The following is a 22070-nucleotide window of genomic DNA, read 5'->3' as shown; positions in this document are numbered from 1 at the left end:
TTCTCCTCACATCACGGCGCCGACTTGCCAGGGCACGAATTCATTGTCCCCGTAGTCGTGGATTTCGCTCAGCGTCTTCTCGCCCGAGGCGGTCGCCAGGATGATCTCGAAGATGCGCTGGCCGGCCGCTTCGATCGTCTCGTCGCCGGTGACGATCGTGCCGCAGTTGATGTCCATGTCGTCGCGCATGCGCTGGTACATGGGCGTGTTGGTCGCGAGCTTCAGCGAGGGCGCCGGCTTGAAGCCGGAGACGGATCCGCGCCCCGTCGTGAAGCAGATGATGGTGCAGCCGCCGGCGACCTGGCCCGTCACGGCGACCGGGTCGTAGCCCGGCGTATCCATGAAGACGAAGCCGTTCTGGTCGATCGGCTCGGCATATTCGTAGACGGCGTTGAGGCGCGAGGTGCCGCCCTTGGCGACGGCTCCCAGCGACTTTTCCAGGATGGTGGTCAGCCCGCCTTCCTTGTTGCCGTGCGACGGATTGTTGTTCAGCTCGGCCTTGCCCCGCGTGGCGTAATCGCGCCACCACTCGATCCGGTCGAGCAGCTTCTGCGCGACGGCGGGCGTTGCCGCGCGGCGGGTCAGCAGGTGTTCGGCGCCGTAGATCTCGGGCGTTTCGGCCAGCACTGCCGTGCCGCCATGGCGGACCAGCAGGTCGGCGGCGAAGCCCAGCGCCGGATTGGCGGAAATGCCGGAATAGCCGTCCGAGCCGCCGCACTCGAGCGCCAGCGTGATGTGCGAAGCCGGTTCGGATGTGCGCTCCATCGCGTTCATCGCCGGCAGCATGGCCTCGATGGCCTGGATTGCCGAGGCGATGGTGGCGCGGGTGCCGCCTTCGGTCTGGATGGTGAGCGTGCGGAACGCCTCTCCCGGCTCCAGCCCGTGCCGCTTCAGGAGCAGCGGAATCTGGTTGGTCTCGCAGCCGAGGCCGATCATCAGCACGGCGCCGACATTGGGATGCGTCGCATAGCCGGCGAGCACGCGGGTCAGGTAGCTATAGCCCTCGGCTTCGGTATTGATGGCGCAACCGCCGCCATGCGTCAGCGCGATGACGCCGTCGACATTCGGAAAGGCGTCGAGACGGCCCGTCGCCGGGGCGAAATGTGCCGCGGCCGCTTTGGAGACGGTGGCCGAGCAGTTCACCGACGAGACGATGGCGAGGAAATTGCGCGTGCCGACACGCCCGTCCTTGCGGCGAAAGCCCATGAAGCGGGCGCGCTCGGCTTCGGCTACAAAATCCGGCTCTTCCGCGCCGGCGCAGAACTCGTGGCGCAGTTCGAGTTCGGCCATGGCGAGGTTGTGCGTGTGAACATGCTGGCCGGGCGCGATATCCGTGCGCGCAAAGCCGATGGTCTGGCCATATTTCGTCACCGGGGCGCCCCTGGCGATCGGCTGCATGGCGATCTTGTGCCCCTGGCCGATGCGATCCAGCACCACGATGCCGTCGACAACGGGTGTCTGGGCCGGGTCCACCGTCAGCCGGGCAATCGAGACGTTGTCGGCGGGATGCAGCCGGATCAGAGGCGAGATGCCAGAGGGGGTATCGAGCATCAGAGTTCCTTGCGCTTGAAGAATTTGCCGTCCTCGTACATGGCGCTCATCACGGCAAAGGACGCGTCGAGGTGGATCTTCATCGCAAGCTCGGCCTGATCGGCGTTTCGCCGCTCCAGCGCCCGGACGATGGCAGCGTGCTGTTCCGTCACCTCGGCCAGATGGCCCGGTACCGGCGCGCTCAATTGGCGCATCCGGTCGAGATGCGCCTTGACCAGATTGATGAACTTCCACATCCGCGGATAGCGGCTGATCTCGGCAATGGTCGCGTGGAAGGCGTCGTCGACGATGATGTAATCGTTGAGCGCATCGCGGCGCAGGATGTCGCGCATCTCGGCGATGAGGGCGTCGAGGCGGGCGATCTGCGGATCGGTGACGAATTGCGTCGCCCGGCGAATGCTCTCGATTTCCAAAGCCCGGCGGATGACGAAACCCTCCTCCGCCACCTCGTAGGAGATCTTGCTGACATAGGTTCCCGAATGCGGAAACACGTCGACGAGATCCTCGTCGACAAGACGTTTCAGGGCTTCACGCACGGGGGTCCGCGACACGCCGAACTGCGCGCAGAGCTCTTTTTCGGAGATCGCGGCACCGGGCACCATCGCTAGGCGAACGATCGCTTCGCGCAGCAACCCATATATCTGCTCGGCTTTCTGGATCGGCCGATCGTTGGACTCTTTTGGCGGATTCAATGGGTTTTTCCCGATATTCATTGGTTTTCCCTGAGTTTTCAGGGGGTGTTGACATCGTGGAATTAGTCTGGCTTCAATAACTCATATATCGGTTGGTGAAGCAAGAGCGTTTTCACGGCGGGCATGGAGAGACGACTGGAGCGAGTCGGTCCCTGTCGCATCCCGCCATTTGCCAGGCTTCGACAAAAACCGAAATGACGGAGGAAACACGAAACGGACCGGCATCCCGCCGGGCTGAAGGACGCGTCGTGCCCAGTGGCCGGCGCACCAAATCCCAACATGAAGCAGTACCCGACGCGGCCCATCTGTGCCGCGAACGGGTTTGCTTATCCAGAATTCCAGCACCCGAAAGCACGTCCGCGATGGCCCTGATCACCTATCTGACCCGTATCGAGTTCGACGAAGGCGCGGTGGCAAAGCTTCCGGCGATTCTGGAAGGACTCAAGGTGGCGCGTCCGCTGATCGTGACCGATCGCGGGCTGGTTGCAACCGGGCTTATCGACCGGGTTCTGGCGCTGTTTCCGACGCGCCCCACCGTCTTTCAGGATACGCCGGCGAATCCCACCGAAACGGCGGTGCTTGCCGCCGCCGATCTCTATCGCGAAGCGGGTTGCGACGGCATTGTCGGCCTCGGCGGCGGATCGTCGATCGATCTCGCCAAGGCGGTTCGACTGCTATCCGGTCATGAAGGCCCGCTGGCGCAATATACCGCCGTCGAGGGCGGCGCTGCGAAGATCCACGGCAATATCTGTCCGATGGTCGCCGTTCCCACGACCTCGGGCACCGGCTCGGAGGTTGGCCGTGCCGCGGTCATCATCACCGCCGAGGGCCGCAAGCTCGGCATCGTCAGCCCGCACATGCTGCCTTCGGTGGCGCTCTGCGATCCCGAGCTGACCTATGGCCTGCCACCCTATCTGACGGCGGCGACCGGCATGGATGCGCTGTCGCACTGCCTCGAAACCTACATGGCCCCGTCGATCAATCCGCCGGCTGACGCGATCGCCATCGATGGCCTCAAGCGCGGCATGGGCGCGATCCGCCAGGCCGTCGCCGATGGTTCGGACCGTCGTGCGCGCTGGGAAATGATGATGTGCGCGCTGGAAGGCGCGATGGCCTTCCAGAAGGGCCTCGGCGCCGTCCATGCGCTGACCCATCCGCTCGGCGCGGTGCGCGAGCTGAACCTGCATCACGGCACGCTCAACGCCGTGCTGACCCCCGCCGTGCTGCGCTTCAACCGCGAGGTGATCGGCGCGAAGTGGGACGTGCTGGCGGAAATCCTTGGCGGCGAACCGGATGTCGTGATGGCGGAGCTTTCGGCTTCGATCGGCCTGCCGTCCGGCCTCGATGCCATGGGCGTTACCGAAGCGATGATGGAGCGCGTCGCCGGCGAGGCCCTCAAGGATCATTGCCACGGCACCAATCCGCGGATCGCCAGCCGCGAAGACTATCTCGAACTGATGCACCAGTCGCGCTGAGCGTCCGGTGGCCTGAACCCGGGGCCGGTCCTGAAGAGACCGGTTCCGATCTCAATCCCTGGGAGGAAGAGACCATGACGACATTGGAAGACGACAACAGCCCGCAGGCAGCCCGCCTGCGTCTCTCCCGCCGCGGTTTCCTGAGCGGCGCCGCCGCCCTGACCGTCGCGGCAGCACTCGCCCGTCCGGGCCGCGCCTATGCTCAGGATGCGCAGTTCTGCGCGTCGCTCGGCTGGACGGTCTGGGAATCGGGCCGCCACATCGTCAACGGCTACCAGGACGCGATCAGTCGTCTCGGCGGCACGCTGACCATCGCCGACGCCAATTACGACGTGAAGAAGCAGGCCGATCAGATCGCCGCTTTCGTGGCGTCGAAGCCGGCCGCGATCTTCATCACCCCGGCCGATGCCGCCGCCATTGCGCCGGCCGTGCAGGCAGCGGTCGCTTCCGGCGTGCCGATCTTCTGCGGTGACAGCTATGTGCCGAACACCACCGTCACCTCGACGGCGATGTCGAACAATTTCGGCCTCGGTGCCTATGGCGCGCAGTACATCGTCGATCGCCTGAAGGGCAAGGGCAAGGTCGCCCTCGTCAGCCTGCCGTCCAATGAATCGTGGGACCAGCGCACGCTGGGCGCCAAGTCCGTCTTCGTCCGCTACCCGGATATCCAGGTCGTCTACGAGATCGCTTTCGCGCTCGGCGGCACGACGACGCCACGCCAGGTCGTCGACAACATCCTGACCGCCAATGCGGAACTGGATGCGATCTGGTGCGCCTGGGACGGCGCGGCATCGGAAGGCACGCTGGCGATCAAGGCGGCCGGCCGCGACACCTTCATCACCGGCATCGACGGCGGCCAGCAGTCGTTCGAATACATCCAGGCAGGCTCGCCCTTCGCCCTGACCATGGCGCAGAGCTTCTACGAGATGGCCTACATGAATGCGTTCTACGCACATGAAGTCATCGCCGGACGCAAGGCGCCGCGCTTCGTCGTCACGCCGTCCTATGCCGTCACGCAGGAGAGCCTCGCCGACATCGAGATCCCGGACAACTACGACCAGCCCGGCGAAGCCGCCAAGCTCGGCTGGCAGCGCGTCCTCTGATCTACCGGCGCGGCGGCTGCCAGTCGCCGCGCCCCTATTCCCGAAGAGGGCGATACATGGCGAATGTTTTGAGGATGCTCGGCATCCATAAACGCTTCGGGCCGGTCAAGGCGCTGGGCGGAGTCGATTTCGAGCTGGAGGCCGGCGAGATCCATGCGCTTCTCGGCGTCAACGGAGCCGGCAAATCGACGCTGATCAAGATCCTGTCGGGCGTCTACACGCATGATGAAGGCACGATCGAGATCGACGGCCAGCCCGTGGAACTGGGTTCGCCGCGCGCCGCGATCCTCGCCGGCGTCGCAACCGTCCAGCAGCATCCGGAACTGGTTCCCGACTGCACCGGCGTCGAGAACATCTTTCTCGGCCATGAAGGTCGCAAGCCCGGCCTCTTCGCCCGCATTGACCGCACCGCCATGCGCGCCGCGGCGCAGAAGCTGCTGCAGCGCTTTCCAATCGAGATCGATCTCGAGGCTCGGGTTGGAGAAATGCCGGCGGTCGATCGCGAGATTGTCGCGATCCTGCACGCGCTGCGCAACGAGAACACCCGCATCCTCATTCTCGACGAGCCGACCTCGACGCTGACCGAGCGCGAGAAGGCGTCGTTGTTCCAGCTTATGCGCTCGCTGCGCGCGGCCGGCATCGCCATCATCTACATCACCCATCGGCTGGAAGAGGTCTTCGAGATCGCCGACCGCTTCACCGTCTTCCGAGGCGGCCGCAACGTGGCGACCTTGACCTCGCAGGAAGCGACCGAACGCGGCATCTCGATCCCCGAGCTGTTGCTTGACGAGAAGGCGGGCGACCTCTTTCCCGAGCGCGACGGCAAGGCCGACGGCGACGTCCTGCTCGAGGCGAAGGGACTCGGCCGCAGCGGGCTGTTCTCCGGCGTCGATTTCGAACTGCGGCGCGGCGAGATCCTCGGCATCTTCGGTCTCGTCGGCTCGGGGGTCGATGAGCTTTCCAAGACCCTGTTCGGCGCGATCCGTCCCGATGAAGGCACGATGCAGGTGAAGGGCAAGGCCGTTCGCTTCCGCGGTCCCCATGATGCGCTCAAGGCCGGCATCTTCCTGGTGCCGGGCGACCGCCGCACCGAGGGGCTGGCGATGACGCAGGACGTGGTGTTCAACACCACCGTCGCCCATCTCGGCCGTGCGTCTCGCCTGGGCGGCCTGCTGAAATTCGGCCGCAACCGCCTGGATACCGAAGCGCTCGCCCGCGACGTCGGCCTGCAGCCCTTTGAGCTCGACCGGCCGGTCAGCGCCTTTTCCGGCGGCAACCAGCAGAAGATCGTCATCGCCAAGGGCCTGTTCCGCGATTCCGACATCTACATCTTCGTCGAGCCGACCGTCGGCGTCGATATCGGTGCCCGCGCCAAGCTCTACACGCTGATCCGGGAGCTCTCGCGCCGGGCCGGCGTCATCGTCATGTCGTCCGATTGCGACGAGGTCCATGGCCTCGCCGACCGGGTGATGGCGCTCTACAAGGGCCGCCCCGTCGAGACAGGCGGCTGGAACGCCAGCCGCGATCAACTTCTCTCCGCCGGCATTATGGGAGCGCGCGCCGCATGAAAACGCTCGCAAAGAATCCGATCTATCTTCGCATCCTCGCCTTCGTCGTCCTGCTGGCCGTGGTGGCGGCGATCTTCCAGAGCCTGACGCCGGCCTATCTCTCCAGCAACAACATCCACGCCCTGCTGCGCCATATGGCGGTGCAGGGACTGGCCGCGCTCGGCCTGACCTTCGTCATCGTCGTGCGCCAGTTCGACCTGTCGTTTCCAGGCGTCGCCTCGCTCGGCGCAATGACGCTCGGATGGTTGATCGCCAGCAATTTCGGCGTCGGGGCCGGCATTGCCGGAGCGGTCGCCGTCGGTCTTGCCTGCGGCCTCGTGAACGGCATCGCGGTCTCGTATCTGCGCCTGCCGGACATCGTCGCCACCATCGCCACCGGCGGCCTCGCTATTGGCCTGTCCTATTTCTATTCGAATGGCACCTCGATCTCGAAAAACTTCTTCAAGTCGGGAATCCTCGACCTGAACGACGCCAAGTATTTCGGCCTCGACGCGCCGGTGGCGATCCTGGCGCTGACGGCCGCCATCGCGGCGCTGATACTGCATGGTTCGCGCTTCGGCCGCGCCTTTTATGCGACGGGCGAGAACCGGGTTTCGGCCGTCTATTCCGGTATCCGGGTCAAGGCCTATGTGCTGGCCGCCTTCGCGATCTGCGGTGCGCTGTCCTGCCTCGCCATCACGCTGCTGGTGGCATCCTCGGGAGCGGCCAATGTCACGGCTGGCAGCCAGTTGCTGATGCCGGCCTACGCCGCCGTCTATCTCGGCGCGGCGCTGTTCGGCGCGGCCTCGGTCCCGGCCACCATTGCCGGCACGCTGCTGATGTCGGCCATGCTGAACGGCTTCACCCTGATGGCAGTGCCATATTTCTATTCCGACGCGATCGTTTCGACCGTGTTGATTGTCGCCATCGCCGCCTTCGATCCAAAGGTGAGCGCGGCTCTCAAGCGCCTGCGCCCGGCCCGCTCGCCGAAAGCTCTGGCATCCACATCCCTGCGTGAGGTGCGGTCATGAGCGCCGTCCTGTCCTCCACTGCGTCCCGGCCGCCGCGCGGCGGATTTGATGCGCGTCGCTTCCTCGTTCGCTACGGCCTGTTTTTCCTGCTGGTCGCGCTGGTCGTGGCCTTTTCCTGGATGCGTCCGAGCTTTGCCAGCGCCGCCAACATCAACGACATCCTGCGGACGGCCTCGATCTCGGCGATCATGTTCCTGGGCCTCACCTGGATCATCGCGGCGGGCGAGATCGACGTTTCGTTCATGTCGGTGGCAGCCCTCGGCACGATGATCGTCGCGGGGCTGATCCAGACGGGAGCCGGTTGGCCGCTGGCTTCGGCCGTGGCGGTATTTTTCGGCCTCGTCTTCGGTTGCCTCAACGGCCTGCTGGTCGCGGTCATGCGTCTTCCGGCGCTGGTAATCACCATCGCGACCGGTGGCCTCGCCGGCTCGATCGCCGCGGCGATCGGCAAGGGCACGTCGATTCCGTTCAACTCGGTCGGCTTCGTCGGCATCGTCCTGAATGCCAATGTCGACATTGTGCCGGTCCTTGCGATCCTCGTCATCGCTCTCTACGGGCTCGCCCTGGTGCTTCAGGACCGGACGACCTTCGGCCATTACATCTATGCGATGGAGCAGAACCGCGAAGCGGTGGTCGAGGCGGGTGTTCCGGCCAGCCGTCTGCTCTTTCTTCTCTATGGTCTCTCGGGCGTTCTCTCCGCGGTCGCCGGCGTGTTTCTCGCCGCCGATCTCTCCTCGGGCCAGCCCTATATCGGCGCGTCCTATTTCATCGACGGCCTGACCGCGGTGCTTCTGGGCGGCATGGCGCTCAAGATGGGCAAGCCCAACGTGATCGGCACCCTCGTCGGCGTGTTGCTCCTGGCGTCCCTGCTCAGCGGCGCGGCCCTGCTCGGCTGGACGGACTCGCAGCGTCAGATCGTACGGGCGGCCCTGCTGATAACGGGCGTCGCCCTGGTGGTCTGGACCCGCCGCAAGACCCGCGCCCAGCTCTGACCTCTGGCGCCAAAGTTTAGTCCGCTTCGATACCTTCCGACGATTGAAAGAGTTCTGATGCTGAAATCCATCCATCCGTTGCTGAACGGCACCCTTCTCGCGCTCCTCGACGACATGGGTCATGGCAACGAGATCGTTATCACCGACGCCAACTTTGGTGCCGACAACGTTGCCACGCGCCTGGTCGACCTGCCCGGCACCTCGGCAACGGAATTGCTCGATGCCATTCTGACGGTCTTCCCGCTCGACGATTTCGTCGAGCAGCCCATGGCAGTCATGCAGGCGCCGGCGGAGACGCAGCCCATGTATGACGCTTTCCAGGCCAGCGCCGACCATGCCGAAGGCAGGTCGATCGGCATCGAGATCATGGATCCGGCAGCGTTCGTCGAGCGGACGCGCGACGCCTATGCCGTCATCGCAAGCGGCGAGCGTCGCCTGTACGGCAACGTCCTGCTGCGCAAGGGCGTGCTGCGTCCCTGAAATCCACAGCCGCTCCGGACGAAGCGGAGCGGCTGTTCTTCCATCTCCGCACAGGAAGGCGCCCGCCATGCTCGACAGTCATCAGCACTTCTGGAAAATCGCGCGTGGCGATTATGGCTGGATGGGGCCGCATGTCGCCCCATTGCTGCGTGATTTCCTGCCCGACGATCTGCGCCCGCTGATGGCGAAAGCCGGCATCACCCGGACCATCGTCGTGCAGGCGGCCGAGACAGAAGCCGAGACCGATTTCCTGCTGGATCTGGCGGCGAACACGGATTTCATCGCCGGCGTCGTCGGCTGGCTCGACATGGACGACGCGGCCTTTCCCGAGCGGCTCGCGCACTATCGGAAAAATCCTTACTTCGTTGGTCTTCGCCCCATGCTGCAGGGGCTGGAAGATGACGCCTACATTCTACGGCCGCGCGTGCTGAAGCATCTCGGCCTTGTCGCCGAGGCTGGGCTTGCCTTCGACATACTGACCTTCACGCGACACCTGCCCCATGTCGCCAAGGCTCTGGCGGCAACGCCGGGGCTGCGTGCCGTGGTCGATCACATCTCCAAGCCGGAGATCGCGGCGGGCAATCTCGATCCCTGGCGCGAGCGCATCGCCGAGATCGCGGCGTTTCCGAACGTTTCCTGCAAGGTGTCCGGGATGGTGACGGAGGCCTCGCCTGACGGCTGGACGCTGGAGCAGTTGCGCCCCTATGTCGATCATGTTGCCAAGGTCTTCGGGCCGGAACGGCTGATGTTCGGCAGCGACTGGCCGGTGGCGACACTTGCCGCGAGCTATGGCGAGGTCAACGACGCTGCCCGGACACTTCTTGAAGCTCATTTCGGCATCGAGGACATGGCGAAGATCTTCGAGACCAACGCCGCCACCTTCTATCGCGTCGACGGCGAGGCCACGGCGACCTGAGGACGTAGGTCCGCACGAGGGCTTGCCCTGCCTCGTTCGAGCCGCCTTGCCCCTCACCTCTCCCTGAGGGAGAGGTCGGAGCGCAGCTCCGGGTGAGGGTTTAGGAAACCATCCGGAGAGGCCGTAAACCCTCACCCGCCAGCCTTTGGCTGTCGACCTCTCCCTCAGGGAGAGGTGAAGGAACGGACCGCGCTACTATCGGAGATCGGGCACAGCGCCGGAAGGCTAGCCTGCCGCGAGCCGTGCGCCTTGAACGGAATGTCAGCCGCTCCGATCAGAGTTCCGAGGCGATTTTTTCGGGCGAGGATTGCTCGCCCGCCACGGCGCTCTGGCTCTTGGCCGCCTCCGGATGGCGAGCTTTGAGATTTTCAATAGCCTGCTGCCAGTGGCTGGCCGCCCGACCTTCCGGACTTCCCTCTTCCAGCCAGAGCCGGTGCGCCTCGTCCGCGATTTCCTGTTCGGTCAACTGGGTCATCTTCGGTCTCCCTTCGGGAACGCGGCGTTGCGCCGGCGCCCCTGAATCAATCCCATCCGAGGGGATCCGTTCCGACGCCGACGCGACCAAAAAACTGTGAAGTCGGAGCTAGGAACGAGGGAAGATAAACCAGCCAAAACGGGCCTTTTCGCTCGGAGATGCCGGGGATGAAGAGCCATCCGGCTCAACCGGCGACTTGCCCTTCCGCTCGCGAAAGCGCTTCATTCCGCGATGAACGCGCTCAAAAATGTCGCTGACGCTCAAACGCTCGCGCAAGCCATCGTCAACACGATTCCCGAGCCCTTCCTGGTGCTGGACGAGAACTTTTCCGTGTTGGCGGCGAGCCGCTCATTCTACAAGACGTTTGGAGCGGAGCCTCACCTGACGCTGGGCTCGACCTTCTATGCGCTGGGCAATGGCGAGTGGGACATTCCCGCGCTTCGGCTTCTACTCGAGACGATCATTACCGAGCAGACGGAAATGAACGATTTCGAGGTCGAGCACGACTTTCCCGGCCTTGGCTGGAGGGTCATGCTGCTGAATGCGCGCAGGGTTCTCTATGACGACAGCCCCGCGACGACGATCCTGATGGCCTTTCGGGATATCACCGTGACGCGCGCCCTCGACCGCGAAAAGGCGGCTCTTCTCGCTCGCGCGGAGGAGTTGCTGCAGCAAAAGGACGTCTTGCTGCAGGAAATGCGGCATCGGGTCGCCAACAGTCTGCAGATTATCGCCAGCATCCTGATGCTGAAGGCGAAGGCCGTCACGTCGGAAGAAACCCGGTTCCACCTCCAGGATGCCCGCCAGCGCGTGTTGTCGGTTGCCGCGGTGCAGATGCATCTGCATGCCTCCGACGGTATCGACCGGATCGAGTTCAGCACCTATCTGTCGACGCTCTGCTCCAGCCTGGGGGAATCGATGATCGGCGAGAGCCAGCCGATCGAAATCCGGGTCATCGCGCAAGCCGGGACAGTCGAGTCTGCCAGGGCCGTCAGTCTGGGCCTCATCATCACGGAGCTGGTGATCAACGCGATCAAATACGCGTTTCCCGTCCGCCGCACCTCGGCGCTGATACTCGTCACCTACGAGATCGATGGCGCCGACTGGAGGCTGACAGTCTCCGATAATGGTGTCGGCAAGCCGCCAGGCGACCAACCCGCCGCCGCCAATGGCGGTCTGGGCACGATCATCGTCCAGGCGCTGGTCAGCCAGCTTGATGCCCAGTTGAAGATCGAAAACAGCCCGACCGGCGTGTCGGTATCGATCACACGGGCCACCTTTACGTCCACCATGCCGAAGGCCACGTAGAGCGCATTTCCCGAGCGGAGCCACATCGATCGTCGGGAATGCGGCTCCGGCTCGCTGATTGGGTGCGAGCGAACCGCACGCTTCGCTCGAAGCGCTCCAGCCCAGACCCGCAGAGCAGAGGCAAAAATGCCCTGCGGGTGGCATGGGTCAGGCCGGTGTCGGCGCGTCGGGGCGGAGCAGCCCTGCCATCTTCAGATCCGACCAGAGCGCCGCCGGAATTTGACGGTCGAACGCGGCGCGGTTGCGACGGGTTTCCTCGGCCGAGACGGAGCCCATCACCAGCGACGCCACCGCCGGATGGCCGAGCGGGAACTTCAGCGCCGCGTCGGCGAGGGTTACGCCATGCGCCTCGCACACCTTCTGGATTTCAGCCACGCGAGCGAGAATTTCCGGCGGCGCATCGCGGTAGTTATACTTGGCGCCCGGCACGGGGCCGGTGGCGAGAATGCCGGAATTGAACACGCCGCCCAGCATCATGCCGATGCCCTTTTCCTGCGCCAGCGGCAGGAAGCTGTCGAGCGCCGGCTGTTCCAGCAGCGAATAGCGACCGGCCAGCAGCATGGCGTCGAAATCGCCGGCGCGGGCAAAGCGCTCGCACATGTCGGCCTCGTTCAGCCCAACGCCGATCGCGTCGATCACCTTCTCGGAACGCAGCTTCTCCAGCGCCTTGTAGGCGCCCTCCATCGCCGCCTTGAAATGGCCCTCGACGGCATCGGCGCCATGCGAATAGACGTCGACGTCGTGGATCAGCACGATCTCGATCCGGTCAACACCGAGGCGGATCAGCGATTGCTCCAGCGAGCGCATGGCGCCGTCATAGGAATAGTCGAGGCGGGCGGGATGCGGCTGACCACCGACGAAGTTCGGCGGCTGGGTATTGCCATCCGCCGGCTGGTTGAGCGGGTCCATCCAGCGGCCGACCTTGGTCGATAGCGTGTAGGACTTTCGGGGCGCGCCGCGCAGCACGGTGCCGATGCGGTGCTCGGCCAGGCCGTGGCCGTAGAAAGGCGAGGTGTCGAACAGCGTGACGCCGGCCTCGAGCGCTGCCTCGACCGCGCCGCGCGCGGTGTTGTCGTCGAGCCGGTGAAAAAGGTCGCCCAGCGGGGCGGAGCCGAAACCAAGCGTCGTTACCGGAATCCCCGTGCGTCCGAGCGGCCGCGTTTCAAGTGCCATGGCGTTTCATTCCCTTTGTCTTTTTGGAACGCGGGGAAAGGCTGCCATCAGGCGGCGACAGCGCCGGTCGGCGCGCGCCCGTCTGTGGCGAACACGCCCCCATCCTCGCGGCGACAGGTTCCACGCTCTCCGCCACCCGCGTCAAGGGAATGCGCGACATCGGACGGGAAGAATTTTCGTGGCGGCGCGCGAAAGGAGCCTCTCGACAGCAAGAAGGCCGCCCGGAGGCGGCCTTGCTCGCGTGTGTCAGCGTGTTTCGCTGAGGCTGGAGGTTACTGGCTGGTCTGGCCACCGCCGTCCGAATAGCTGCTGTCTTCCTGGAGGCCGATGCTGCCATTGTCATTCTTGGTGACGATCACATGCTCGCCGCCCCAGACGCCCCGCAGCAAGGAGGGTTGGCTAACCGCGAAGGTGCCGGCACCCTGCACCGAGACCGTTCCGGCGGAAGGATTCACATTCGTGACCACGCCACCATAGGTCTCGGCAGCCAGCGCCGGACCAACGGCCAGAAGGCCGGCGACGGGAAGAAGGAACAAGATCTTGCTCATCATTTTCATCCGTTGTTTGCCCCACGAATGAAACATGGCGCGGCGCGACGGATCGACAATCGGTCCGGATCATCATGAACAAATTTTAATCCTGCATCCATATAATGGAGCCGGCACTCCTATTTCGATACGCCCCGAAAATCGGCGGAGAAGCTGGGTTCAGACCCCGATCGCCCCGGTCGCCAGCCCGTAGATGGCGGTAATGGCGCCGGCTGCGGCAAGCAGGAAAAGCCCCCATTCGACGGGCGTGAAAACACGCTTGCCCTGCTCGCGGCGGGCGATCCAGAACAGGATCGTTCCCGGCGCGTAGATCACGGTCGATAGCAGCAGGAATTTGAGCCCGCCCGCATAGATCAGGCCGACCGCGTAAAGCGTCGCCAACGCCGCGCGCAAGAAATCGAGGCGGCGGGCGGCGGGGTCGGTGGCGTAGGTTTCGCGCGTCCAGGCCAGCTTCAACGCGTAAGCCGCCACCAGCAGATAGGGCAGCAGGATCATCGAGCTCGTCAGCTTCAGCGCCAGCAGGAAGGCTTCCTCGGCGAAGAAGGTGAAGACGAGGAAGAGCTGGATCAGGCTGCTGGTCAGCCAGAGCGCGGCGGACGGCACCTGGTTGCGGTTCTCGCGCGCGAGGAACCTTGGCATGCTTTCCATCCGCGCGGCGGAAAACAGCACTTCGGCGGCCAGCAGCGACCAGGAGAGATACGCGCCGAGCACCGAGATGATCAGCCCGATGCTGACGAAGACGGCGCCCCAGCGCCCGACCACCGCCTGCAGCACGCCCGCCATGGACGGATTGCGCAGCGCCGCGAGATCGGGCCGGAGCAGCACGCCATAGGAGAGCATCGTCACCAGCACCAGCAGGCAGAGCACGCCGACAAAGCCCAGCACCGTGGCGACGCCGACATCGTTCCGGTTCCTGGCATAGCGCGAATAGACGCTGGCGCCCTCGATGCCGACAAAGACGAACACCGTCACCAGCATGGTGCCGCGCACCTGCGCGAACACATTGCCGACGGTCGCCGCCTCACCGCCCCAGAAATTCAGCGCGAAGATATCGGCCTTGAAGCCGAAACCGACGAAGACGAGGAAAATCAGGATCGGGATGATCTTGGCGACGGTGACGATGGTGTTGAGGCCGGCCGCCTGCTTGACGCCACGCAGGATGAGAAAATGCACCACCCAGAGAATCAATGACGAGCTGACGATCGCCTGGATCGTGTTGCCCTCGCCAAAGGCCGGCACCAGCGCCCCCAGTGTCGACTTGATCAGCACGAAATAGGAGACGTTGCCGAGGCAGCAGACGGTCCAGTAACCGAGCGCCGACGCGAAGCCGAGATAATTGCCGAAGCCGGCCTTGGCATAGGCGAAGACACCGGCGTCGAGGTCAGGCTTGCGGCGCGACAGGCTCTGGAACACCAGCGCGAGCATCAGCATGCCGGTGCCGGCGATCGCCCAGGCGATCAGCGCCCCGAAGCCGCCGGTGACCCGCCCAAAAGTCTGCGGCAACGAGAAGATGCCCGCCCCGACCATGGAGCCGACCACCATGGCGCTCAGATTGGGCAGCGACAGTTTCTGCGCCGTCGACGATGTCATGCGATCCCCCCGGAATGGCGCCGCCTGCCTGCCGCAGAGTCAGGCGGTGACATCGCTCATCCCTGCTTTGGATGGCGAATTCAACCGAATTCTACTTGCGGGTCTACTTGGGGGAAAGAAACGACGCCTTGAGGGGAGGTAAACGACGCCCCGGGGCGGACGGCACATCCGTCCCGGGAATCAAGGATCGGTCAGGACAAGCTGTCGTCACGAAAGGAACAGGCGGGATCGTATCAATAGCCGCCGTCACCAGCTCCGGCATAGGACGAATCTTCCTGGATGCCGACGGAGTTGTTCTCATTGATCGTGACGATGACATGCTCGCCCGGCGCCAATCCGCGCAGCAAGCTTGGCTCACTGACCTGGAACGTCGTACCGCCCAACAGTTCAACATGACCGCTGTTCGGGTCGGTCCGCGCGACCACACCATTGTAGGTCTCCGCTGCCAGGGCAGTGCCGGACACAAACATAAGGCCGGCGAGTGGGATGAAGAGCAGGTTCTTTTTCACGACGTTTCTCCAACTTGAGTTGGCAGCGCCCCTGCCGCCCATTGCCAGGCGACAGGTGTCAAGATGGGGTCTTTCGACCGAAGCACCAGAAAATCTCAAGGGATTGTGAAACGCCGTGTTGGCGCTCTTCGCGGTGCGATGGCGCTGAAGCAACGCGGACCCAAGTGTCTGCCCGGATCAGCGATCGAGGGCAAAATCCTCGAACCAGGCGCGCGGCTCTCCGGCGACCATCGCCGCGATCATGCGCGAGGCCATGAAGCTGAAAGTGATGCCGTTGCCGCCATAGCCATAGGCGGCCAGCATGCCCGGGGCGCCGGGGACGGGGCCGATCAGGGGCAGCCCGTCCACCGTCTCGCCGAAGGCGGCCGTCCAGGCGCTGGAAACCTCATAAGCGAGCTGCGGCTGCAGCGTCCGCATCCGTTTGACCAGCGCCGCCGCCTTTTCCGGCATCCGGCGTTCCCGTTCCGCCGCGTCGAGAATTTCCGCATCCTCGCCGCCGACGATCAGCCGGTTTTCCGCGTCGAGACGGGCGTAGAGATAGGGCTCGCCGGCCTCCCAGATCAGCGCCCGGTCGCGCCAGAGCCGCGCCGCGTCCTGCGGCGGCGTCGCGATGCACCAGGTCGAGACGATCCGGTGCAGGTCCGAGGCCACGAAATCAGGCATGTCGTAGCCGGTCGCCAGGATGATGGTGCCAGCCTCGATGAAAGCGCCGGAGGCAAGCCGCGCGGCGCCACCCCGAGAAAGCCGGTCATATCCCACCACTTCATCCGCCACGAACCGGGCGCCGCGCTCGAAGGCGCGCGACAGCAGGCCATGGGCAAGGAGAAGCGGATCGGCTTCGGCGGCGCCGCCGGCCATCAGCGCGGACGGGCGATCGATGCCGAACCGCGCCATCAGCGCCCCTCGATCCAGCGCCTCCCCCGGCAGCCCCGCGCGCCGCCGCGCCAAAAGCTCGGGCAGCAGGCTGTCGGGCGCGGCGGACGGCTCGGCCAGATAAAGCGACGGGCGTGGCGCGTAGCGGCAAGCGAGCCCCAACCCCTCCACCAGCGCGCCAAGATCATGAACCGCCGCCAGGCTGCGCCTGTAGATCGATGCAGCCTTGTCGAAGCCATAGAGGTCCGCCAGTTCGACCAGCGGCGTGTCGATTTCCCAAAGCAGCATGGCCGTGCTGGCGGCGGTGCTGCCGCGACCGGGCATGGCGCGATCGACGACCAGCACGGAAAGGCCCTGCCGGGTGAGCGCCTCGGCCGTCATCGCGCCGGTGATGCCGGCGCCCACGATCAGGACGTCGCAGGCGGTGCCGCCCGAAAGGTGAATCGTGGCCAGTTCTGTCTCGGGCTTCCGCCAGGGCGCCGCGCCGGACCGGACCGGATGGATTCCCCCACCGCCAGAATCGGGATCGGATTCGGAATCGAACGAGATCATCGCGCCGCCACCGCCCCGGCACGATGGCCTGTGCCGGAAGGGGCCAGAACGCGACGGGTCCAATGGACGGCTGAAAATTGTGCTGTCGGCAAAACCGCTCCCCCCTGTCAGCGCAAACGGCAGCACGCAACAACGGTTCCAGCCCTTTTCACGAGGCGCGAGTTTTGAGACGCGGGTTGCCAATGCGGCGCGAGCGAGTCCGCCGGCAGGTCGAGCGATGTTCGTGAACGTGGGGCGCGCCCTGGTGGGGGCTAGAAAAACGAAAAGCCGCCCGGAGGGGCGGCTTTCGTTCACTTCAGTTTCCTGAAGGGGAGGATGGTGGAGCCAATCGGAATCGAACCGACGACCTCTTGAATGCCATTCAAGCGCTCTCCCAACTGAGCTATGGCCCCACTGTCTCGAAGTCGGAGGGGTTGGGACCCCCCCGGAACGGCGCAACTCTTAAGCCGCGCTCTTTTTCAAATCAAGCGCCAATTCAAAAAATCGAACCGGTGCCTGTGGATAGCTTTAGGACTCTTCGTCCTCGACGCCACCGATGATATCGGCCACGTCGTCGCCATCCTCTTCCTCGTCCTCGATGAAGACGTCATCCGCCTCGTCATCGGCGATCTCGACGTCGTCGTCGTCATCGCCTTCGACGGCAACCTTGCCACCGGCGGCTTCTTCATCGGCTTCTTCGAGGCTGACGAACTCGGCGCCCTTGGCGACCTCGTCCTCGACCTCTTCTTCTTCTTCGTCCTTCACATTGGCCGGACGGGCCTTGGCCGGACCGGACTCGAAGAACGACCGGGGATACGAAACGCCCGTGAAGGGCGAGACGATTGGATCTTTGTTCAGGTCGTAGAACTTCTTGCCCGTCTCCGGGTCGACCCGCTTAGTGCCGAGTTCCGCTTTCGCCACGTCGTGCCTCATCGGTTAAAAGAGCCGGTGTCCCATAATGAGTAGAATCGGCGCTGTCAAAAGCAATTCTGAGCCGCGCCCCAACTTGCCATCCGCTCGCCGCCCCCTTCGCACGCAACTTGGGTGACGGCGAGGGACAGCCGTGCTATCCGACGACCGTCCATTCTGGTCTCTGAGCCCGCATGCGCGACCCCGAATTCGCCCTTGCCGAATGCCCGAGGAGCCCGACCCTATGCCGTCCGAACGTCCTTCGCCCGTCCCGCTGACCGCGACGGCAACCGGCCCCCTCAAAGGGCGCGTCCGCGTACCGGGCGACAAGTCGATTTCGCATCGTGCGCTCATGCTGGGGGCGCTGGCAATCGGCGAGACGACGATCCAGGGCCTGCTGGAAGGCGACGACATTCTGGCGACCGTCGCCGCCATGCGCGCCTTCGGCGCCATTGTGTCGCGGACGGAGCCGGGCCACTGGCGCATAAAGGGCGTCGGCGTCGGCGGCTTTCTCGAGCCGGAGGACGCCATCGACTTCGGCAATGCCGGCACCGGCGTCCGCCTCGCTCTCGGGCTCGTCGGCAGCCAGGCGATATCCGCCACCTTCACCGGCGACGCGTTGCTGCGCGGCCGGCCGATGGGGCGCATTCTCGATCCGCTGCGCCGGATGGGCGTGCAGGTGCTGGCCAGATCCAAGGACCGGCTGCCCCTGACCATCAAGGGCCCCGACATCACCCTGCCTATCGAATATCGCCTGCCCGTTCCTTCGGCGCGGGTGAAATCGGCCATCCTGCTCGCCGGGCTCAACACGCCCGGCATCACGACGATCGTTGAGCCCACGCTGACGCGCGATCACACCGAGCGCATGCTGACCGCTTTCGGCGCCTCCATCGAAATCGACAGCAACGAGGATGGCGAGCGCATCGTCCGCCTGGAAGGCCGGCGCGACCTGAAGGCCCAGCAGATCGTCGTCCCCGGCGATCCGAGCTCGGCCGCCTTTCTGATCGTCGCGGCGCTGCTGATCGAGGGCTCCGACCTGACGATCGAAGCCGTGCTGCTGAACCCCATGCGCATCGGCCTGATCGAGACGCTGGTGGAGATGGGCGGCGATATCGCCATCGACAATCGTCGCACGGTCGGCGGCGAGGCGGTCGGCGACATCCGCGTCCGCGCCAGCCGCCTGCGCGGCGTCACCGTGCCGCCGGAACGCGCGCCCTCGATGATCGACGAATATCCGATCCTCGCCATCGCCGCCGCCTTCGCCGAGGGCACGACGGTCATGGAGGGCCTGGCCGAATTGCGGATCAAGGAATCCGATCGGATTGCCGCCATCGCGGCCGGCCTGCTCGCCAATGGCGTCACCGTTGAGGAAGGGCCGGAATCGCTCGCCGTCACGGGCGGCGCCGCCCGGATCGGCGGCGGCGCGACTGTCACCACCCGGCTCGACCACCGCGTCGCCACAAGCTTCCTCGTACTGGGCCTCGCCGGCCAGGCGCCGGTGACGATCGACGATTTCGGTTCGATCCAGACCAGCTTTCCCGAATTCCAGGCCCTGATGAACGGGCTTGGCGCGCATTTCGAAAGGGCGGGGCCCGCCGCAGCATGATCATCGCAATTGACGGACCGGCCGCCGCCGGCAAGGGCACCATCGCCCTGAAACTGGCGAAGCATTACGGGCTGAACCATCTCGACACCGGTTTGCTCTATCGCGCCATCGGTCGGCTGATGACCGAACAGGGACTCGACCTCGACGACGCGGCGCAGGCCGGCGAAGTCGCGCGAAAGCTCACGCCGAAGGATTTGCACCATGCCGACCTGCGCGGCCGCGAGGCGGGCGAGCTCGCCTCGCGCGTTGCCGTGCATCCGGAAGTCCGCGCCGCGCTGGTCGATTTCCAGCGCGATTTTGCCCGCGCGGAGCCCGGCGCCGTGCTCGACGGCCGCGACATCGGCACGGCGATCTGCCCGGAAGCCGATGTGAAGATCTTCGTCACCGCCTCGCCGGAAGTCCGCGCCCGCCGGCGCACCGACGAGCTGAACGCCAAGGGCCGCGACGTGCCCTATGAGCGGATCCTGGCCGAGATCCTGGAACGCGACGAACGGGATTCGCACCGCTCGGCCGCGCCGCTGCGGCAGGCCGACGATGCCGTCCGGCTCGACACCACGGCGCTCGACGCCGAAGCCGCCTTCCAGGCCGCCTTGGCGATCGTCGAGGCCGGACACGAGTGATTGATCGGTTCTCGTCGTCGGAAGGGCGGAAACCGGCCAGTTTTACCTTGCCGAAACGGCCCTGAAGCTATATAGAGCGCCACGTCTGTGACGTTTTGGCGTTGGCACGCATCCCCGGATGTGGCGTCGGCGCTGAAATTTCATGGAAAAACACCCGAATCCCGGTCCGGAAGCGTCGGTCCGCCTCATGCGGTTGCCCCGATTTCCGTCGATGGGCAGGATCGTGATCTTGGGTTTCAGCAACGCCAACCGCCGACGCACGCCAGAAATGGCACCAGGAGAATTTATGGCTGTTACCAATCCGTCCCGCGAAGATTTCGCCGCCCTTCTTGAAGAGTCCTTCGCCAACGAAGACCTCTTTGAAGGCAGCGTCGTCAAGGGCACGATCGTTGCCATCGAGAAGGACCTCGCCGTCATCGACGTCGGGCTCAAGACCGAAGGCCGCGTCGCTCTCAAGGAATTCAACGGCCCGGGTCGCGACAACGCGCTCAAGGTCGGCGATGTGGTTGAGGTTTATCTCGAGCGCGTTGAAAATGCCCTCGGCGAAGCCGTTCTCTCGCGCGACAAGGCTCGCCGCGAAGAGAGCTGGATCCGCCTCGAGGAGCAGTTCAACAAGAACGAGAAGGTCACGGGCGTCATCTTCAACCAGGTCAAGGGTGGCTTCACCGTCGATCTGGACGGCGCCGTCGCCTTCCTGCCGCGTTCGCAGGTAGACATCCGCCCCGTGCGCGACGTCGGCCCGCTGATGCACACGCCGCAGCCCTTCCAGATCCTCAAGATGGACAAGCGTCGCGGCAACATCGTCGTTTCGCGTCGTACCGTCCTTGAAGAGACCCGCGCTGAGCAGCGTTCGGAGCTCGTCCAGAGCCTCGAAGAAGGTCAGATCATCGAAGGCGTCGTCAAGAACATCACCGATTACGGTGCGTTCGTCGACCTCGGCGGCATCGATGGCCTGCTGCACGTCACCGACATCGCGTGGCGCCGCATCAACCATCCGACCGAGGTGCTCTCGATCGGCCAGACCGTCCGCGTGCAGATCATCCGCGTCAACCACGAGACGCACCGCATCTCGCTCGGCATGAAGCAGCTCGAGGCCGATCCGTGGTCGGGCATCGAAGCCAAGTACCCGGTTCAGGCCAAGTTCTCGGGCCGCGTCACGAACATCACCGATTACGGTGCGTTCGTTGAGCTGGAGCCGGGCATCGAAGGCCTGATCCACGTCTCCGAGATGTCCTGGACGAAGAAGAACGTTCATCCGGGCAAGATCGTCTCCACCTCGCAAGAGGTTGAGGTCATGATCCTCGAAGTCGATCCGGTTAAGCGTCGTATCTCGCTCGGCCTCAAGCAGACCCTGTCGAACCCCTGGGAAAGCTTCTCCGAGAAGTTCCCGATCGGCACGATCGTTGAAGGCGAAGTCAAGAACAAGACCGAGTTCGGTCTGTTCATCGGCCTCGACGGCGACGTTGACGGCATGGTTCACCTGTCGGATCTCGACTGGAACCGTCCCGGCGAGCAGGTCATCGACGAGTACAACCGTGGCGATATCGTCAAGGCGCAGGTTCTCGACGTCGACATCGACAAGGAGCGTATCTCGCTCGGCATCAAGCAGGTTGGCGGCGATCCGTTCGTCGAAGCTTCCGGCGAGCTGCGCAAGGGTGCCGTTGTCACCTGCGAGATCACGGCTGTGACCGAAGGCGGCCTGGAAGTCCGGATTGCGGATTCCGACCTGACCTCCTTCATCCGTCGCGCCGATCTGTCGCGTGATCGTTCGGAGCAGCGTCCGGAGCGTTTCGCCGTTGGCGAGAAGGTCGACGCACGCATCACCAACTTCGACAAGAAGGCCCGCAAGGTTGCCGTCTCGATCAAGGCGCTTGAAATCGCCGAAGAGAAGGAAGCGGTTGCCCAGTTCGGTTCGTCGGATTCGGGTGCGTCGCTCGGCGACATCCTCGGCGCAGCCCTCAAGGCACGTCAGGGCACCGACGAGTAATCGTCACCGCCCAACGAATAAGGAAACGCCCCGGCTCGTCCGGGGCGTTTTCGTTTTGGCGGTGTTTTTGCGAAATCGCCTGTCCAGACAATCGCTTGGCACGGACTTGTTTGATTTCGTGGTGCAAAACATATAACCCGTTCCAGGTCCTCGA

20 protein-coding genes and 1 tRNA gene are annotated in these 22070 nt (G+C 64.6%); 11 read left to right on the top strand and 10 right to left on the bottom strand.

Going from position 1 to position 22070, the window contains the following annotated elements:
- Positions 1 to 6 precede the first annotated feature (6 nt).
- Both OSH12_RS20980 and OSH12_RS20975 read right to left on the bottom strand, forming a co-directional pair.
- Positions 7 to 1551: a UxaA family hydrolase gene (locus OSH12_RS20980; protein WP_266345575.1), complete on the bottom strand. Its 1545-nt coding sequence runs from the start codon at positions 1549 to 1551 to the stop codon at positions 7 to 9.
- Positions 1551 to 2243, bottom strand: a complete 693-nt coding sequence (locus tag OSH12_RS20975) for a GntR family transcriptional regulator (RefSeq protein WP_266345574.1) — start codon at positions 2241 to 2243, stop codon at positions 1551 to 1553. The genes OSH12_RS20980 and OSH12_RS20975 overlap by 1 nt, the downstream gene beginning before the upstream one ends.
- 362 nt (positions 2244 to 2605) lie before the next feature.
- Here OSH12_RS20975 and OSH12_RS20970 point away from each other — a divergent pair, with 362 nt between their 5' ends.
- The 7 genes from OSH12_RS20970 (at position 2606) to OSH12_RS20940 (ending at position 9787) form a co-directional block, all read left to right on the top strand.
- Complete coding sequence (locus OSH12_RS20970; RefSeq protein WP_266345573.1) at positions 2606 to 3718, top strand: iron-containing alcohol dehydrogenase; 1113 nt, start codon at positions 2606 to 2608, stop codon at positions 3716 to 3718.
- A gap of 74 nt (positions 3719 to 3792) precedes the next feature.
- Positions 3793 to 4821, top strand: a complete 1029-nt coding sequence (locus OSH12_RS20965; protein ID WP_266345572.1) for a sugar ABC transporter substrate-binding protein — start codon at positions 3793 to 3795, stop codon at positions 4819 to 4821.
- Between the two features lie 56 nt (positions 4822 to 4877).
- Positions 4878 to 6389 carry a sugar ABC transporter ATP-binding protein gene (locus tag OSH12_RS20960; protein ID WP_266345571.1) on the top strand — a complete coding sequence of 504 codons (1512 nt, stop codon included), beginning with the start codon at positions 4878 to 4880 and terminating at the stop codon, positions 6387 to 6389.
- Positions 6386 to 7399: an ABC transporter permease gene (locus OSH12_RS20955; protein ID WP_266345570.1), complete on the top strand. Its 1014-nt coding sequence runs from the start codon at positions 6386 to 6388 to the stop codon at positions 7397 to 7399. Before OSH12_RS20960 ends, OSH12_RS20955 begins: the two co-directional genes overlap by 4 nt.
- Positions 7396 to 8391: an ABC transporter permease gene (locus OSH12_RS20950; protein WP_266345569.1), complete on the top strand. Its 996-nt coding sequence runs from the start codon at positions 7396 to 7398 to the stop codon at positions 8389 to 8391. Before OSH12_RS20955 ends, OSH12_RS20950 begins: the two co-directional genes overlap by 4 nt.
- Before the next feature lie 57 nt (positions 8392 to 8448).
- Entirely contained in the window at positions 8449 to 8871 is a 423-nt protein-coding gene (locus OSH12_RS20945) for an RbsD/FucU family protein (RefSeq protein ID WP_266345568.1), read from the top strand.
- Positions 8872 to 8938: 67 nt separating this feature from the next.
- Entirely contained in the window at positions 8939 to 9787 is an 849-nt protein-coding gene (locus OSH12_RS20940) for an amidohydrolase family protein (RefSeq protein WP_266345567.1), read from the top strand.
- 274 nt (positions 9788 to 10061) lie between these two features.
- Here the strand turns inward: OSH12_RS20940 and OSH12_RS20935 are convergent, their stop codons facing one another.
- Complete coding sequence (locus OSH12_RS20935) at positions 10062 to 10262, bottom strand: DUF2934 domain-containing protein (protein ID WP_266345566.1); 201 nt, start codon at positions 10260 to 10262, stop codon at positions 10062 to 10064.
- 231 nt (positions 10263 to 10493) lie between these two features.
- Between OSH12_RS20935 and OSH12_RS20930 the strand changes: the two genes are divergently transcribed.
- Positions 10494 to 11570 carry a sensor histidine kinase gene (locus OSH12_RS20930; RefSeq protein ID WP_266345565.1) on the top strand — a complete coding sequence of 359 codons (1077 nt, stop codon included), beginning with the start codon at positions 10494 to 10496 and terminating at the stop codon, positions 11568 to 11570.
- A 147-nt stretch (positions 11571 to 11717) separates the two neighbouring features.
- Here the strand turns inward: OSH12_RS20930 and OSH12_RS20925 are convergent, their stop codons facing one another.
- The 7 genes from OSH12_RS20925 to OSH12_RS20895 form a co-directional block, all read right to left on the bottom strand.
- The gene (locus OSH12_RS20925; RefSeq protein ID WP_266345564.1) at positions 11718 to 12743 is read right to left on the bottom strand and encodes an aldo/keto reductase; all 1026 of its coding nucleotides are present in this window, start codon (positions 12741 to 12743) and stop codon (positions 11718 to 11720) included.
- Between the two features lie 272 nt (positions 12744 to 13015).
- Positions 13016 to 13294, bottom strand: a complete 279-nt coding sequence (locus OSH12_RS20920; RefSeq protein ID WP_266345563.1) for a hypothetical protein — start codon at positions 13292 to 13294, stop codon at positions 13016 to 13018.
- 156 nt (positions 13295 to 13450) lie between these two features.
- Positions 13451 to 14881 (bottom strand): basic amino acid/polyamine antiporter, encoded by a 1431-nt coding sequence (locus OSH12_RS20915; RefSeq protein WP_266345562.1) that lies wholly within the window; start codon positions 14879 to 14881, stop codon positions 13451 to 13453.
- 233 nt (positions 14882 to 15114) lie between these two features.
- On the bottom strand, positions 15115 to 15390 hold the full coding sequence (locus OSH12_RS20910) for a hypothetical protein (protein ID WP_266345561.1): 276 nt from the start codon (positions 15388 to 15390) through the stop codon (positions 15115 to 15117).
- A 177-nt stretch (positions 15391 to 15567) separates the two neighbouring features.
- Positions 15568 to 16815 (bottom strand): NAD(P)/FAD-dependent oxidoreductase, encoded by a 1248-nt coding sequence (locus OSH12_RS20905; protein ID WP_266345560.1) that lies wholly within the window; start codon positions 16813 to 16815, stop codon positions 15568 to 15570.
- Positions 16816 to 17131: 316 nt separating this feature from the next.
- A tRNA-Ala gene (locus tag OSH12_RS20900) sits at positions 17132 to 17207 on the bottom strand.
- Positions 17208 to 17322: 115 nt separating this feature from the next.
- On the bottom strand, positions 17323 to 17715 hold the full coding sequence (locus OSH12_RS20895) for a TIGR02300 family protein (RefSeq protein WP_266345559.1): 393 nt from the start codon (positions 17713 to 17715) through the stop codon (positions 17323 to 17325).
- A gap of 232 nt (positions 17716 to 17947) precedes the next feature.
- Here OSH12_RS20895 and aroA point away from each other — a divergent pair, with 232 nt between their 5' ends.
- From aroA to rpsA, 3 genes are all read left to right on the top strand, one after another.
- Positions 17948 to 19309: a 3-phosphoshikimate 1-carboxyvinyltransferase gene (aroA, locus tag OSH12_RS20890; RefSeq protein WP_266345558.1), complete on the top strand. Its 1362-nt coding sequence runs from the start codon at positions 17948 to 17950 to the stop codon at positions 19307 to 19309.
- Positions 19306 to 19929 carry a (d)CMP kinase gene (gene cmk, locus OSH12_RS20885; RefSeq protein ID WP_266345557.1) on the top strand — a complete coding sequence of 208 codons (624 nt, stop codon included), beginning with the start codon at positions 19306 to 19308 and terminating at the stop codon, positions 19927 to 19929. The genes aroA and cmk overlap by 4 nt, the downstream gene beginning before the upstream one ends.
- A 286-nt stretch (positions 19930 to 20215) precedes the next feature.
- On the top strand, positions 20216 to 21916 hold the full coding sequence (gene rpsA, locus OSH12_RS20880; RefSeq protein WP_266333722.1) for a 30S ribosomal protein S1: 1701 nt from the start codon (positions 20216 to 20218) through the stop codon (positions 21914 to 21916).
- The last annotated feature ends 154 nt before the right edge of the window (positions 21917 to 22070 follow it).

Origin of the sequence: Kaistia terrae, assembly GCF_026344005.1 — a bacterium.
GTDB classification, from domain to species: Bacteria; Pseudomonadota; Alphaproteobacteria; order Rhizobiales; family Kaistiaceae; genus Kaistia; species Kaistia terrae.
Note: the sequence above shows the minus strand (reverse complement) of the source record. Positions and strands in the feature narration are given on the sequence as shown.